This is a genomic window from Geopsychrobacter electrodiphilus DSM 16401, assembly GCF_000384395.1.
Lineage (GTDB): Bacteria > Desulfobacterota > Desulfuromonadia > Desulfuromonadales > Geopsychrobacteraceae > Geopsychrobacter > Geopsychrobacter electrodiphilus.
In genome coordinates this window covers 325,851-341,493 of the sequence record NZ_ARWE01000001.1, presented here as the reverse complement: position 1 = coordinate 341,493, position 15,643 = coordinate 325,851, and the positions used below count along the sequence as shown (strand labels likewise).

Annotated in this window: 11 protein-coding genes and 1 riboswitch; of the genes, 2 read left to right on the top strand and 9 right to left on the bottom strand. The window is 54.0% G+C overall.

What is annotated here, in order from left to right; all coding sequences use genetic code 11:
* Positions 1-179: 179 nt before the first annotated feature.
* The 6 genes from D888_RS0101570 to D888_RS0101545 all read right to left on the bottom strand — a co-directional run bounded on the left by D888_RS0101570 (position 180) and on the right by D888_RS0101545 (position 9,745).
* Positions 180-851, bottom strand: a complete 672-nt coding sequence (locus D888_RS0101570) for an FKBP-type peptidyl-prolyl cis-trans isomerase N-terminal domain-containing protein (protein ID WP_020674769.1) — start codon at positions 849-851, stop codon at positions 180-182.
* A gap of 85 nt (positions 852-936) precedes the next feature.
* On the bottom strand, positions 937-3,294 hold the full coding sequence (locus tag D888_RS0101565) for a multicopper oxidase domain-containing protein (RefSeq protein WP_020674768.1): 2,358 nt from the start codon (positions 3,292-3,294) through the stop codon (positions 937-939).
* A 341-nt stretch (positions 3,295-3,635) separates the two neighbouring features.
* Complete coding sequence (locus tag D888_RS0101560; RefSeq protein WP_020674767.1) at positions 3,636-4,307, bottom strand: response regulator; 672 nt, start codon at positions 4,305-4,307, stop codon at positions 3,636-3,638.
* Entirely contained in the window at positions 4,304-5,740 is a 1,437-nt protein-coding gene (locus D888_RS0101555) for a PAS domain-containing sensor histidine kinase (protein WP_156826917.1), read from the bottom strand. The genes D888_RS0101560 and D888_RS0101555 overlap by 4 nt, the downstream gene beginning before the upstream one ends.
* A 294-nt stretch (positions 5,741-6,034) precedes the next feature.
* On the bottom strand, positions 6,035-8,497 hold the full coding sequence (locus tag D888_RS0101550; protein ID WP_020674765.1) for an AAA family ATPase: 2,463 nt from the start codon (positions 8,495-8,497) through the stop codon (positions 6,035-6,037).
* A gap of 3 nt (positions 8,498-8,500) precedes the next feature.
* Complete coding sequence (locus D888_RS0101545) at positions 8,501-9,745, bottom strand: metallophosphoesterase family protein (protein WP_020674764.1); 1,245 nt, start codon at positions 9,743-9,745, stop codon at positions 8,501-8,503.
* Positions 9,746-10,317: 572 nt separating this feature from the next.
* Here D888_RS0101545 and D888_RS23870 point away from each other — a divergent pair.
* Positions 10,318-10,488, top strand: coding sequence for a hypothetical protein (locus tag D888_RS23870; RefSeq protein ID WP_020674763.1), 171 nt, complete (start codon positions 10,318-10,320; stop codon positions 10,486-10,488).
* Between the two features lie 439 nt (positions 10,489-10,927).
* On the opposite strand, the gene D888_RS20400 is transcribed toward D888_RS23870, so the two are convergent.
* Complete coding sequence (locus D888_RS20400) at positions 10,928-11,305, bottom strand: c-type cytochrome (protein ID WP_083928932.1); 378 nt, start codon at positions 11,303-11,305, stop codon at positions 10,928-10,930.
* Between the two features lie 761 nt (positions 11,306-12,066).
* Positions 12,067-12,143: riboswitch (cyclic di-GMP riboswitch) on the bottom strand.
* Positions 12,144-12,464: 321 nt separating this feature from the next.
* On the opposite strand from D888_RS20400, the gene ilvD reads away from it, so the two are divergent.
* Positions 12,465-14,183, top strand: coding sequence for a dihydroxy-acid dehydratase (gene ilvD / locus D888_RS0101530; RefSeq protein ID WP_425402577.1), 1,719 nt, complete (start codon positions 12,465-12,467; stop codon positions 14,181-14,183).
* A gap of 345 nt (positions 14,184-14,528) precedes the next feature.
* On the opposite strand, the gene D888_RS0101525 is transcribed toward ilvD, so the two are convergent.
* Complete coding sequence (locus D888_RS0101525) at positions 14,529-15,101, bottom strand: hypothetical protein (RefSeq protein WP_020674760.1); 573 nt, start codon at positions 15,099-15,101, stop codon at positions 14,529-14,531.
* A gap of 140 nt (positions 15,102-15,241) precedes the next feature.
* Positions 15,242-15,472 carry a hypothetical protein gene (locus D888_RS0101520; RefSeq protein ID WP_020674759.1) on the bottom strand — a complete coding sequence of 77 codons (231 nt, stop codon included), beginning with the start codon at positions 15,470-15,472 and terminating at the stop codon, positions 15,242-15,244.
* Between the last annotated feature and the right edge of the window lie 171 nt (positions 15,473-15,643).

The following is a 15,643-nucleotide window of genomic DNA, read 5'->3' as shown; positions in this document are numbered from 1 at the left end:
GTAAACTGCTGCGAACCGGATTTCCCGGCTAGCGCTTTCTCTGACACCGCAGACGGCCATCAGGATTACTCTAAAAAATCCGCGGCGCTATTACTTACTAACGCCGCGGATCGGGACAGGATCTGATTCTGGATCGGTTCTGGGATGAAAACAGACACAAAGAGCAGGCTGTCAACATCTCAGCTTTTATCAATAGCCAGCAGTTCTACTTCAAAAATAACCGTTTGTTCTGCCAATGGGCCACGCTCACCATAAGCGAGGTCTGCCGGAATAAACAGCTGCCATTTCGATCCGACCGGCATCAGAGTCAGGGCCTCTTTCCAACCAGGAATCACCTTGCTCAAAGAAATGACCTCCGGGCCGCCCCGGCGTGAAGTACTATCGAATTCCCGCCCATCCAGACGGGTTCCCAGGTAATTTACCTTAACGCTGTCCCCGGCAGTCGGGACCGGCCCGGTCCCCACCTGCAGCACCTTATACTGAAGACCACTCGGCAGGCTGATGATACCCTCCTTCGCAGCGTTCGCCTTAAGGAAGTCTCGCCCCTCGCCGCGGTATTTCTCCTGTTTGGCCTTTTCTCCCTCGATAACCATCTTTTTCAAATCGAGCAGGACCTGACGCATCTCCCCCTGGGTCATCGGTGGTTTATTACTCTGAATCGCGTCCCGAATCCCCTGCAGCAGAGCATCTGAGCGCATATCTACGCCTTGATCTTTAAAATCTCCCCCGATCTGGTGGCCGACACTATAATTAATCTTGTCCATCGCATCCTTAAGCACGAAATCCTCGGCCAGCAGGTTAAACGGAAGGACAATAACAAGCGCAGCAGTCAACAACAGTCTGATTCGCATATTCCAAATTTCCTCTTCCATGCCAGTGGTAAATAACTCACCATGGGCAGGCCGGCGAGTCCCGACCTGCCCACAGGTTATCAGATTACGGTACCGGTGAGTTAGCGAGCGGTCCAACGTAGTAAGGTCGCATCATCTCATTGTCTTCGTGTTCAACAATGTGGCAATGCCAAACATACAGGCCCTCTTTGTCGAAGGTTGCCCGAATCCGTGTTACCTCACCTGGATAAGCAAGAACCGTATCCTTCCAGCCCGCCTCGGAAGGCGTCGCTGGCGTCATGGTACCAACCGGTTGCATGGTCAGCGGATCGAGCAATTGACGTCCCTCTACCTGGAAACGCACCAGGTGGAGGTGGATCGGATGGCCATCGACCGTAAAGTTGTAAATTTCCCAGGTCTCCTCAGCACCGAGCTGTGGATTTTCTGTGATTGGCGACATCCAGGACAGTGGGATTCCGGAAGCAACACCACCGGTCACCCCGACAGTCCCCAGTAAGGCCTCTTTGGGGCCCATCTCCACGCCACCCAGCGCTGCACAGGTTGTAACGATGTTCGGATCGGCCGTCGGGAAACTGGCGAGCACAGTGATTGTCCCTTGCGGACTGATCGCCACACAAACCTGATGGGAACCAGCCTCATTAAGCGAGACCTGACGCGAACCATTTTTGGCAGTTGTCCCCAGATTTAGACTGGACGGTTCGGCGTTGAGGCGCAGATTCTGAACCGGGGTGCTGGGGTCGATCCTCGCGAGACCGGTCGCAGGATCAAGCGGTGCCGGACCAACGACAAACTCCATGACCTGGCCAGTAGTCGAAGGATCGGCCGGCACATCCGGGAATCCGCCGAAAGGCGCATCGGGTGCGGTATTGTACATCCGGATGATGGTACCAGGCACAAAGGCACTGAAATCAACAATTACGTCAGCACGCTCGGCAGGAGTCATCAATAACGCCTGCTGGGCGGCGGGAACTGCGGTCAGGACCAATGGCATTGTCCCGTCGCCTGGCAAGGGAGTCGCAAAGCCGGTGGAAATCATGACGACCTGAGGCAGGGAACCCTGGTCAGCCCCGATCTGGTAGAAGGGAACCTCCACTCCGGTCTTATCTGCTTTAACCTTTTTCTTGCCCTGCGTCTTGCCGCCAGGCTTGATCACTTCGAACATGCTCAGGTTAAGGAAGCGTGAGTTGCTGCCGTTGAGCAGACGGAAACGATAACGCTCAGGTGCAACAGTATAGGTCGGCCAGGTGGTGCCGTTGACGACCATGGTGTTGAAGAAGGCTTCAGGGTTCCAGATCGGCGCTATATCCGAGTTTGGAACGGTCGGCCCGGTGTAGCCGTCAAAAAAGGCCCGAGTGCCGGGGTAAAAAAGCGAGCCGTCGAGGTTGAAGGAGCGATCCTGAATAACAATCGGCACCTCGCGGATACTTGCCCGATAGGCCGCGTCAAAGTTCGGGTCACCAAGACCGGCAGGTGCAGGACCGGGCAGGACTGCAGACACATTTGTTGGCATTGTTGTCCCATCAACGGCGCCATCATAGGCACCCCCACGGATCAGGTAGAAGCCTGCAGGGCCGGCATAAACATTAAGTCTGGTCATTCCCAGAGAATGGTCATGATACCAGAGGGTGGTTGCAGGCTGATCATTTTCGTAGGCATAGAAGGCCGAGCCTGGCACGTTGTTGACGGGGTTGGCAGTGTCAAGATATTGAGTGTACAGAGTGCCGTGCTCAGCGTAGGTGGCTGGAATTCCTTTGGTACCGGGAGCGCCCGGCAGCCACCAGGCTTCGGGGTAGCCGTCCGACTCCTGATTGACGTGAGAGCCATGAACATGGGTAACAATTGGCACTGGTCCAGTGTAGGGCAATGGATTATTGGTTGCACAATCGGTCCGCTTGATTGGCGTCCCGGCACGACAAACATCCTGCGCAGGATTAGCCCAATGCAGGGTCTGATCAACAGTGTTGGTCAGAAGGTGTGGCAAATAGTTGCCGGCATTTGGGTGACCTGCCGGATAGACCAGATCATTAATCCAACGGATCTTGGTCGGCGTTGTGGTGTCGGGTTTTGACTGGGTCTCAATGGTGAATGCGGGATAGTTGAAAGAAATGTTACTGGTCAGCGGCACCGGGGCAACGAAGCCTAACGGGATAACATCTTCAGCTCGGCCATAACTCCACACTGTGGTGGGAGGCAGCAGCCCGGGAAGAATCTGCTGCTGAAACTGGCGGACCGCAATATTATAATCCGCGACCGGCACATTAACATCTGCGCTTTTGGGCATTTCAGGTGGAATCACCAGCGGCGTGACATACTTGGGGATCGTCAGCGGATCAAGCGTCCCCCCCGGCAGCGGCGCCGACAACACGGTGGTGGCAATTCCGCACAGGACAAAAACAATTGCCATCAACCCTTGAAAACCTGGTTGCCTGTTCCTATAAAACATATGTTACCTCCTTCACTACCGGTGCTCGATTGCGACAGATTTTTAAGGATGGGAGTAGAAGTCCCGTCGGCCTGTTTGACCCCTGTAGCCCAGCTATCTCCCCCATGAAGACCTTTGGCTTTCCAGGCATTTCATACGAAAGGCCTGACTTTTTATGAGTCCGCTGTAACAAAAAGAGCACATAATCTGTAGGACTAACAGTATATGTAACCTCTTAGGTCAGCAATGAGCATATGGAGAAATCAGGGGGAGGGATTTGCTACTTTTATTAAGAACAAGTCGCAGGGCAGGAAAGGGCTATGGTTGATACGACCACGAGAAAAACCTTTAAGTGAACAGGCTTATTCTTCCCAGAAGTCGGAAGCGAGCAGTCCGGTGCGTAACGCATACTGCACCATCTGCACAGGGTTATCGGTGCCGATCTTGCGCCCGATATTGGCGCGGTGTTTGTCAACGGTTTTGGAACTGATACAGAGGATATCGGCGATCTGATGGCTGCTGTTTCCTTTGACGATCAGATGGAACACCTGCTGTTCCCGCTCTGACAGATTTTCAAGTTGATCACCAGTCCGAGTTGCATTGCGGAAACCTTCCACATAACGGCCAATGACCGAGGCCTGGACTTGCGAACTCAGGTAGAACTGGCCCTTTGCGGCGGCCCGTACCGCTGCCAACATATCGGCACTCGGTGCGCCCTTGACCACATAGCCCAGCGCACCCGCCTTCAGGGCTTGATGAACATAGGCCTCTTTTTCATAGCGGGACAAAACCACCACCGCGGTAGCGGGGACTGCCTGACGGATCAGTTCGAGGGTTTCCAGACCGTTCATACGGGGCATGCCGATATCCAGCAACAGCACTGCGGGCTTCAGGCTACGCGCCAGCTCCAGGGCTTCGACTCCGTCACTCGCCTGTCCTACAACAACCATGTCTGTCTGGCTCTGTAGCAGCAATATCAACCCTTCGCGCATCAAAGCATGGTCATCAGCCAGCGCAACTCTAATTTCACTCACGCACAGACCTCCTCATCCAGGTACTTCTCCGTCTCTTCGAGCGAAAGGGTGACCTCAATCAGCGTGCCTTGCCCTTGAGTGCTCTCGATGTGCATATCCCCTCCAACGGCAGCGGCACGCTCACGCATGCCTAACAGACCCAGGCCCCAGCCATCCTGAGTACACCGGACCTCATCTCCATCGAAACCAACCCCGTTGTCGCGAATTGAAAGCCGTAGCAGTCCTTCGTCAAGTTGCAACTCAACGTCAACCAAACTGGCTTCAGCATGCTTGGCGACATTGTTGAGGGCCTCCTGGCAGATACGGTAGCAGGCGATCTCTTTCTCATGTGACATGGATATTTTCTGCTCAGTACCGCAGAAGCTTGTTTCTACCTCCGGGTGCCGATTGGCAAACTGCTCCAAATGCCACTTAAGTGCTGAGACCAATCCAAGATCATCCAGAATCACCGGGCGCAGATGATCACACATGTGACGCAGATCAACTTCGAGCCGCTCTACCAGAGAGAGCAGGCGGTCGCACTGTGCCTGGTACTGATCTGGTGGCCCGTAGTTGTGATCCCGCAGCATTTCGACGCCCAACTGAAAGGCACAGAGCACCTGGCCGAACTCATCGTGCAGATCTTGAGCGAGGTGCTTTTTTTCATTCTCCGATTTGTTCATCAGCTTGCGAGACAGGTTACGAATGTCCGCTTCACTGCGACGCAGAGCTTCTTCAGCCTGCTTGCGTAAGGTGATATCGGTAAAAGTTCCGATCATGCGTAATGGCCATGTATCAGCACTGCGCGCTACGACTTGGCCGCGGGCCAATACCCAGAGATAATCGCCATCCTTGTGTTGCAGGCGATGCACTGCACGATAATAGGTGTTACCTCCTTCGAGATGCTCCTTGAGCAGACGATCAACCTCCTCACGATCCTCAGGGTGCAATCGTGCTCCCCAGTCCTCCATTTTGTCGCCAAGCTCACCGGGCTGAAAACCCAACATGGTCGAGGATCGGCTACTCATATAGACTTCACCGCTCAGCACATTCCAATCCCAGAGACCGTCATTAACAGCATTAAGTGCTAAAGTGAGCCGTTCTTCACTGTGAAACAGCTTCTCAACAATTTTTTTACGATCATTAAAGTAAGCCTGCAATGGACGATACTGTATGAAATAAAAGGCGGGCGAAAAAACAAGCAACAGGGTTGTCGCATCGAGCAAGGCCTCCAGGACAACCGACGTGACGGGTACATAGGCCAGCAAAATCATGATAATAATGTCGGTAATAAATATTGCGCCCCCCAGCACCAGGAACATGCATTTCGGGGTCAGTAATGGCGGAGCATTGCGCAGTACGGAGATATCCAGGCCAGGAACGCTGAGCTGCTCAGTCTTACGTCGACCTATCTTGGAAAACGCGGAGTAATCGTCGCCAAACTTGTTCGTCATCTCACCCCCAAAAAACTTAATGCTGTAACCGCAGTCCCCCACAAAAAGCGTAAGTTTCGAAAATGCTCTCAAGTGAAACGTCCCAATCAACAATATCCGACAGTAAAGCAGCTGAAACTTTACCACTCACCAGATGTCCGATTAAGTTCCTGAGATAAAAAAGCTTACATCCTTTTAAAAGTCTAATCAGGAAGAAAAGTTCAGGTTCAACTAGGGTTAATTCCCCAAAGTTTAAGGGCAATTTAACCAGCAACTCCGGGCACGCGCAAGGGGAGAAGTGAGGTAATTCTGTGGTTAAGATGCGGAGGACAACCTCTCCTCGAGGTGGATAATCTGATCGGTCACTTCAGTAAAAGCCACATCGTGACTGATCAGAAAGAGTTGGTCGTACCAATGCTCGGTGACCTCCTCTTTGCCGACGTCGATTGAGCGAAAGGCGCGCGCCAGGTTCTCGCGTCGGGTGGCATCGAGATTGCTGGTCGGTTCATCGAAAAAGGCGATGCGCGCGCCGATGGTCTGCAGCATCGCCAGCCGCAGGGCGACGACCGCACTCATGGTCTGCCCGCCGGAGAGCTGGTCATTGACCCGCTCACGGATCTCGCCGTCGGCCATATCCCGCAGGACGATCTGGTAGTTCTCCCCCCAGTAGAGTTCTTCATCGGTTTCAGAAATGGTGCGGTAAATCTTGTCGGCCCGCAGGCTGATCTCTTCGCGAAATCGTTCGGAGAGCGCCGCCGAAACGTTGCGAAAGACCCGGTGGCGCAGAAACTTGACCAGCTCATCCTTCTCAGCATAGGCCTTGATCTCAAGCTGCTTGGCCGCAATCTCCTGTTCAAGCTGTTTAAGTTTATCTATTTCCCTTGCCAGTCGCGTCAGGTCGGCCTCAATGCCTTTTACCTGTTGCCCGAGCGCACCGACTTCAAGCCCCAGCGCATCTTTTTGACGCCGCAACTCCTGGTGCCGATCGGCGTCATAGCCCTTTTCTGCCTGGGTATAAGCATGCTCTTTAGCACGCAGATCCGCCTGCAGCTTGATGAAAAGCTGTTCAAATTTGTGGAGATCCGTGGTCCGTTGCTCCAATTCCTCAGCCAGTTTCAGGTGCGCTACGTAAAGATCGCGGGCCGGTTGATGTTCTTGTTTCTGCACTTCCGCCGCCTCAATATCAGCCTGAAGACTGCTGTATGTCCGCAACGCCTGCTGTTTTTCAACCAACTGGGTTTGCAGAGCGACTTGTTCAGCCTGCAGGACTTGCAGGCCCTGGGCTTTGTCCTCATTTATTTTGCGCCTGGTCAAGAGCCTTGCCCCCTGCTGATCCAGACTCTTGATCCCGACCTCAATCTCCTTGACCTGATCGCTGGCTTTACGGGCGATCTCCTCATCGCTTTCGAGTTTTTTGAGTTCGACATTCAGCAGTTGGCGCTGATCAGCCAGCTCGACAAACTTAGCGGAGAAGACATCCTGTGGCGGGTTTTCGGCAATATTGAGGCAGGGTTCCTGAAAGAACGGGCAGACTCCGGCGGCGAGCTTCTCGCTCCCCTCTTCAAGACCGGCACGCCGCCCCTCCAGTTGACCGAGTTGTTTGCGCAAACCATCAATCGCAGTACGAAGTTCGGGCAGGCGATCGGCGCCTTGCTGCAGCGCTTGATCAATGGCCAGGAGTTTTCTGGTTTCGGCCAGATTCTGTTCTTCCGCATTAAGTTCGTCACGGGTCTGCACAATAGCGGCAGATTCAGCGGCAAACCGCCCGGAGACAGAACCGATCTGCTTGTCGAGAGCAGCCAGTTGTTGCTCAAGCTGGCGCTGTAATTTGGACTGCTCACGCAATTGGGCCAACCGGGTTTCCGCCTGCTCAAAAGCCAGCTTACCTGCGGTGGTCTCCACGATAACCCGGGCGGCCTTTTCGGCTTCACCGAGTAAGCGCTTCTGTTCGCCGATCTTCTCCGTGCCGTTGACAATACGCCCTTTTAAGGTCTCAATTTCAACCGCCTGAGACTTCAGAGATTGCTCATACCTGTCGACGTCGGTCAGTTGGGTCTCAAGGTTTTTCAATTGCTGCTGAGAGCTGGCAAGACGTGTCTGAGTCTGTTGCCGGTTAAGTTGAATCTGCTGCTGTTCGGCGCGCTTTTCCGGCAGCGACGCCACCTGATCCTTAAGCGGTCCTATCGCACTCTGCAGCACATCGACCCTCGCCTTTATCGCCTTGAGAAGTTCATTGGTCCGCGTGAAGGTGGTACGCCAGGCATCGATCCCGAGGATCTCATCAAACCTGTCGCGGCGTTTGGCCGGCTGTTTGATGACAAAGGGGCCGAGAAAATCATGTTGGAAAGGACCGATGACCAATTCAAACTGTTCGGCCAGTGAGCGTCCATTCTTCTCAAGGCCAAGCAGCCCTTTGAGCCGAGTCTCAGTCTCGCGAGCATCCTTATGTTCTTCGACCTCAAAAGCCCCGCCGACCTCCCGGGCCAGTAACCACTTTGATGCTGTCCCGACGCTGCGGCTGACGCGAAAAAGCTCCCCCGCGCAGGACTCGAAGCTGATGCTCACTTCGCCTTTTTTTGCGCCGATGCGGATAAAGCGCTCAATATTACCGACAAAACTCTGGGCATCGACCCCGAACATGGCGTAACCGATCGCCTCAAAGATCGTACTTTTGCCGATGCCGTTCGGCCCGGAGAGCACATTGATTCCGGCCGAAAAGTCGAGGCTGGTCTCGGTATGTGACTTGATGTTTTTAAGCTGGATCGAAAGAATCCGCACGCCTCAGGCCTCCCCGTCCAGCAACGCCAACAGATCATCGCCGTCGAGGTCGCCCTGCTGGGCCGCATCCCTCAGGCAGATGGCCAGACGGATCAACTCCTCCTCACGCCCCTGATAGTCGCTGTTCGCCCCGATCAACCCCTGCAACACATCCTGCTCAATTTCAGCCAGACTTTTCCGGGAATTCTCCGCTTCTGTGCTGCGGCTGATCAACGAAAGTTGATTTTTAAGTTCAAGGTGTAAAGCGGGCTGAATCTCTTCAACCGCATACTGCAGCCGTTCACGCCCCAACTCAAAGGGGTGGAACCCTGTCCGGCCGGTCAGTTTCAATTCGAGCAACGGAGCGCGGTCATCCTCAAGCGCTGGAAGTTTTTCACGCAGTTGAACAACAAAGCTCTGCAACGCGACTTCGGCGCTCTCGGCCCCCTCGAGATTAATCGTTTCAACCAGCATCGGCCGCGGGTGAGTAGCGCGCCGTTCAACCTGATACTCAGCCCCATCAAATGTGACAAAACAATAGCCCTTGTCATACTTCTGTTCGCCGAAGTTGACCCGTTCAGGCGCTCCGGGATTCCAGGCGTAGGATCGCCCTTCAGGGGTTTCGATGACGTAGGGCTTGTGGCCATGACCCAGCGCGACATATCCGAACTTTTCCGCCAGGGGGTGCGCTTCTTCGAGCTTCATGTTGCCGATTTCGACCGGCGAATAGCTCCAGATACCGACATGAAAGAGCAGCAGGTTGTTCTCGGTGGTAACCGCCGCGCAGATCCGTTCGACGTGGCTGCCGGCCTGGGCGCCGATGTAGCCGAGACCGTATATATTGAGCCCGCCGATGACCACATGTCCGCCGCTGCCGGTTTCGCTGTCGAAAGGAGCAAAGCGGTAGCCGCCGTCAGTGGTCCGCTCCGGACGCAGCAGCCGGATATAGCCCATTTCGGAGAGCGCCTCCATCCAACTAATGCTGTCACGGCGATGGATCCAGTCGTGATTCCCTTCGATGGCGATACAGGGGATACCGGCGTCCTTAAGCGGCTGCAGGGTTTCGATGGTTCTGGCGAAGGTTTTCGGCAAGATCTGCCCGACGTGAAAGAGGTCGCCGCCGATCAGCACAAAATCGACCTGTTCGTTGACCGCATCGGTGACAATGCCGGCCAGGCAGGCGAAGAAATCCTGATAGCGTTCGGCTTCGCCGGGCGAGTTACGGTAGGTCTTGCCGAGGTGGATATCGGAGGTATGAATAAAGCGCATGGTTCACCTTCTCATTGCTCAGCGGATGCGTCATCCCAAGGCAGGAGGCATCCCGGATCTGTTCTCAAAACCGCTTCATGGGTGGTGTAATTAAGAACAATAGGGAAACAATAAGGGTGTTTTATGGATTTTGCGAGGAGAAATCGATAATTGCTTTTACCGTGCGACTTGAATTTCCTGCTCAGAACCTCTTTAGTTAGTAAAACTGCTCGTTTGCGGGCAGAACAATCAACTGTCGCGTGTCCAAGGGGACATTCTATCGTCTTCGCATCAAGAAAAAGACGGTCCCCTGTAAAAACAGGAAGTTAAAGCTTGGGTTAAAGCTTCTGCCTGTTTTTGCGCACACCTGGTCTTTACGTGGGTATACCAGGGATTTAGGTCCGCCAAGAAAAACTGGGACTCTCCCTCTCGGCGCATTAATAAACCAGCAGTCTAACAGGTAAAACACATATAGAGATAACTTACTGTTTTATATCCATTTTTTCGCTTGCATCAATCGTGCAGAAGTGTATACTGCATACTATCTAGACCATTTCTAGTATTTTAAACCATATTTGACTGGAGTAAATTTTATGAACTGTCCAACATGCAACCATCATAACCATAATGAAGTTGATCTGCATTCCGACGGCTTCGCCGAAGGAATTATCGAGTGTAGCGACTGTGGAACCATCTGGACCAACAAGCTTGGTCAGGTGAATGTCATCAACAAGCCTGTGCAGCTGCAGACGGCTGCCGCTTAGTTCAGAGCTTCGGTCTTGATTCCGGCGGAGTCTGATTCGCATTCAGCCTGGAATAACCGCTTCGTTTGCCGATAAAAGTTCCACGATTTTTGAGAGCTAAACAGAGACGGCAGCGGACGCCTACCGGAGAGAGACCGCCAAGCTTGCGATTGTAGCTGGAGACCTCAAGGTCGGCACAAACTACGCGCTTAAGCAACATGAAGAGCATTAAAAATGGGGTGAGATCAATCTAGATCTGCCCCATTTTCAACTCCACCCGCCTTTGATTCTTTTGTCTTAATCCTTCCGACAATTTTTTATCGAAAAAAGAGGTTCTGATAACCTGGCGAAAGTCCTTAAGCCCTCTAAGCAGTCATTCCCTGAGAAAGACGACCTGCCGGGTACCGGTCAGAACTGAAATGTGACGCTGGCTTCATAAGGCCGGTGATGATGTTGGCAATTAGCGGGCCTGATCAACCATATAATTAACCGCCGCCCTGATTTCAGCCTCATTTAAAGTACGTTCTCCACCTTTGGGTGGCATACTCCCTTTGCCGTTTAGAGCGCTCTGCACCAGAGCATCTACGCCCTTAGCGATTCGTCCACTCCAGGCGGCTTTATCGCCAAGTTTTGGAGCGCCGGCGACTCCGGTGCTATGGCAGGAGTGACAAACCCCATCATAGACTTCTTGCCCTCGCTGATTGCTCCCTGTTTCTGTGGACTCCGTTACTTTGGCTGTTCCTGTTTCTTTCTGACCTGCCTCCTTTTTGCTGCACGCCCCCAGAAAAAGGCTGAAAAATACAAGCGCAAGACAGGCGGTAAAACGAAGATTGAACATAATGACCTCCATGTGGTGAAAGGACTCCTCTAAAGAGAGCGCAAATCGGGCAAACTCACACCTTGATGCCTCCGTAACAAATGGAAGGCTATACGGGCAGGAATGACCCGGAAGTTTCGGACTCATGGAATACCACGTGTGGATTATGAAGGGCTTTGGGTACGCTGATTGAGATCATTGACCTCTCTCTTCGATACTTTATGTCAGACAACGACAGGTTTGCCTTCCTTGTTATCATAACTTACTTTGGTCAGATTATGCTCCGTGACAGCATGAAGTCTCTTGAAACTTATTCATGCTTGCTCCTGAGGAGACTGTTAGAAAATCTCCCCTAAAAAGGGGGATCAACCCAGAGCCTAGAGTGATAATAAATGGTCCGTTCAATCCTGCCCCCTTTCTGGTTTCTCTGGGTGTGGACAGATAGATATTTTCAACAATCAAAACAGCCAGGCAAGTAACGACAACACGAATAATCGTTTTAAGCGACAGGCCGGTGATTTTGGCGACAACTACAGAATGATTCCGATCTCTATCGAGAGCCTGAGCCGTTGGCTGGAACATCGGTAAGGATAACTAGCCACGCAGCTGAAACAGTGCCGGGTAAGCAAGAGATAAATCGCCCGACACCGTTCCTTAACTCGATTGCAACTGACATACTCAAGGTATTTTGTTAATCAGTTGTTTCATCTCATCTGCAGGAAAGCCCTGTAGTGTCTGGGTGCGAACATTGCCCATCGAGCAAACCATAAGGATGAAAATCCTTCGGCAGATCGGCCATCTTCACAATGAAGATCCGTGGCTTTCTGTCCCCCTTAATAGAGGGTTAGCTTTGTCGAGATATTGCTAATTTCTTCCTATTTTTTTAGATGATTAACACTGAGAATCGGAAAAGCAATCGACGTCTGAAATTATATTTATTCAACTAAATTTATCAAAACCCCTGAGGGTATACATAAAAACCCAGAGGGAATCGAAACCCATAGGGGTCAAACCTGGACAACCCGGTAGCCAAAGTGGTCGCTCTTTTTCTGACTGCCAACGATGTGCCCTCCCCGTTCCCATCTAAACTTCGTCCACTACCGCTATAAATTACCCGCATGCTAAGATTTAACTAGGAGGTATCCGTTCTCCCCTCCCCGGAGGAAAGCGGTCCGAAAACATAGCGGAGGCAGCGATGAAGCGACGCAGCAGCGAAATCACCGGTAAGCGGGACGGCGATAACTGGGTCGAACGTACGGCGGCGCGCACCATGTTGCGGGCGGTCCGCTTTACGGATGCCGACTTTGACAAACCACTGATCGCGCTGGCAGTTCCCTACACCAACGGCACCCCCTGCAACGACCAGATCCGAGAGCTGGGTGATCTGCTGCAGGCCGAAATCGAAGCGGCCGGCGGCAAGGCGATCATCTTCGGCACGCCGGTAGTCTCCGACGGCATCTCAATGGGGACCGAAGCGATGAAATACTCGCTGGTCAGCCGCGAAGTGATTGCCGATGCCATCGAGGTGATGACCGAAGGATACCGGGTCGACGCGGTACTGACCCTCAGCGGCTGCGACAAAACTATTCCCGCGGCACTGATGCCGATCGCGCGGAATAATCTGATCGGCCTGACCCTCTACGGCGGCAGCATCCTACCTGGTCGCCACGCTGATCAGGACCTGAATATCGTCAGCGCCTTTGAAGGAATCGGCGCCCATGCCGCAGGCAAAATCGATGACCGGCAACTGCACGCCATCGAATGCCACGCCTGTCCCGGTGCCGGCTCCTGCGGTGGCATGTACACCGCCAACACCATGGCCGCCGCCATCGAAGCGCTTGGCATGAGTGTGCCCGGGTCCTCTTCCAATATGGCGGTCGATGCCAACAATTGCATCTCAGTCGATAAACGCGGGGATGCGGCGCGCAGCGTGGCCGCACTCTTCGGCTTACTCGAATCGGGTCTGACGGCCCGCGATATCATGACGCGCAGGGCCTTCGAGAATGCCCTGACCCTGGCCTGGGCGCTGGGGGGCTCGACCAACGCGGTGCTGCACCTGCTGGCGCTGGCCAGAGAGGCAGCGGTCGATCTGACCCTCAGCGACATCGCGGCGATCACCAAAAACGTGCCGCTGCTCGGCAACTTCAAACCCTTCGGCCGCTACCTGATGAATGACCTGCATCCGCTGGGTGGCGTCCCGATGGTGATGAAGCTGCTGTTTGACGCCGGCTACCTGCATGGAGATTGCCTGACCGTCAGCGGCAAAACCGTCGCCGAAAACCTCAAGGAGGTTCCCAACCTGCCGAGCGGTCAGGATGTCGTCTTCCCTCCGGATAAGCCCTATGCCCCGGCGGGAAGACATATCCGCATTCTGCACGGTAATCTGGCGGCTGAAGGCTGCGTCCTCAAGCAGAGCGGCAAGGCGCTTTCGACCAGCACCGGTCCGGCCCGCGTCTTCGAACGCGAGGAGGACGCGCTGGCAGCGATTCTGAGCGGGAAAATTCTGCCGGGCGATGTGATTGTCATTCGCTATGAAGGTCCGCAAGGCGGCCCCGGGATGCGGGAGATGCTGGCCCCCTCGGCAGCGCTGATGGGCGCGGGGCTTGGCAACAGCGTGGCATTGATCACCGACGGGCGTTTCTCCGGCGGCACCCACGGCATCATGATCGGCCACATTGCCCCGGAGGCACAGGTCGGAGGGGTGCTGGCACTGGTTACAGAAGGGGATCGGATCGAGATCAATCTGGAGAATGAGGAGCTTAACCTGCTGGTAACTGCAGACGAGATCAAACGCCGGCGCAGTACCTGGCTGGCGCCCGCGCCCCGCTATTTACGCGGGGTACTGGCCAAATATGCACGCCTGGTGTCTTCGGCGTCACGCGGGGCAGTGACCAGTTAGTGAAACAGGGGGGACGCTGTTACTTTGTTGCTTTAAGGAATTTTCTTTAGGTAGCTTTCTGCCGGCCTTTTTCTGAAACCGAAGGCGTGGGGAAAAAAGATATCGCTTGGAAAAACTCCTCCTTCATCCCCCCATGGTCCAAAAAACAAAAAGCCGCCAGCCAGGATCTAAGCCGGTATGACGGTAGTCTTTGTAATCATCTTTCTCATCAGCCCCGCACCGAACCGTCAATCCATAACCGAGCCATCAGAATCGTCGCGGCACAGAACAGGCAAGGAACCTAACCAAAAAGCCAGCGAGATGCTGGCTCAGACTGCGAGAGAGGTAGGTAATCCCCTGCGAACTCTATGTCACTCTTGCAAGCCGCACCTTAAGTGCGCGAACTGCGACCGGCATCAGGAACATCGCGGCGAGGATGATCAGCATCGTTGTGTTGGGATCGTGAATATAGGTGTTCAGGCGCAGGGTGGAGACGGCGATCACGCTGAAATAGAGCATATCCCCGGCGATGGCGATCATCCAGCCGACAACGAAACCGTGCCCCGCGGCCAGGGCCGAGGCGCGACCGGTCATCGGGTCGACGCCGAAGGCGATCATGATCAGGGCCAACGGTCCGGCCCCGGTGCCATTGAAATGGGCGACACTTCTCGCGGTGGCCTGCTTGAAGACAGCACCGATGCGGGCGCCGAGTCGATTTTTGTTCCCCCAGCGACTCCCCAGGCGCAACAGAGGCTCGAAGATCAGGGCGAGGATCACGTCCGAAATCAGGTAGATCAGGGCCATAAGCGGCCAAGCCAACCCCTGCCCCCGGGCCAGGAGCACCCCGGCCGGAATGCCGCCGCCAACCGGGATCACAAAGAGCTTGAGGACGGAGCAGCTGCTGGCGAGGGTCGTGGATAATGAGGGTGAATAGAGCATTTGTGGTGGCACTCTGACCAAGTGAGTATTGGGTAACGGGCCGGGTAAGCACCCACTGCAAATCCGAACACAGCTGGTCAGGATCTGCACTTCAATCGAGATGGTTCAGCTATAGTCCTAGTGGATTTTCCCCCATTTTGTCAGACACGCCCGGCCTTGCTGGCGGCCGCTTCGAGCAGCGGCTTGAGGAATTTTTCAAAGGTAACCTGCTGTTTAGCGGTCAGCAGGTCGAGATTGCCCTCGTTGTCGAGCAGGTAGGTGCCGACACCGATAACGGTACGCGGCAAATAACCGCTACCGGCGACAATCGCTTCAATTTTATCGGTCCGTTTATAGATCAGATGGCTCAATTGTGTCAGGTCGATTTCCATGGTCTCTCCACGCGGGAATGAATTTAAATTTTGACGAGTCTAAAAGATCGGTCGCGGTCACACAAGACAGAAGCGCGGTTTTCGTTAAATCCCGGGTGGCTTTGCAAGAAATTTATTCATTCGTCTGCTACAATTCCAAGAAGCATAACAACAACCGACAATTCTTCACAG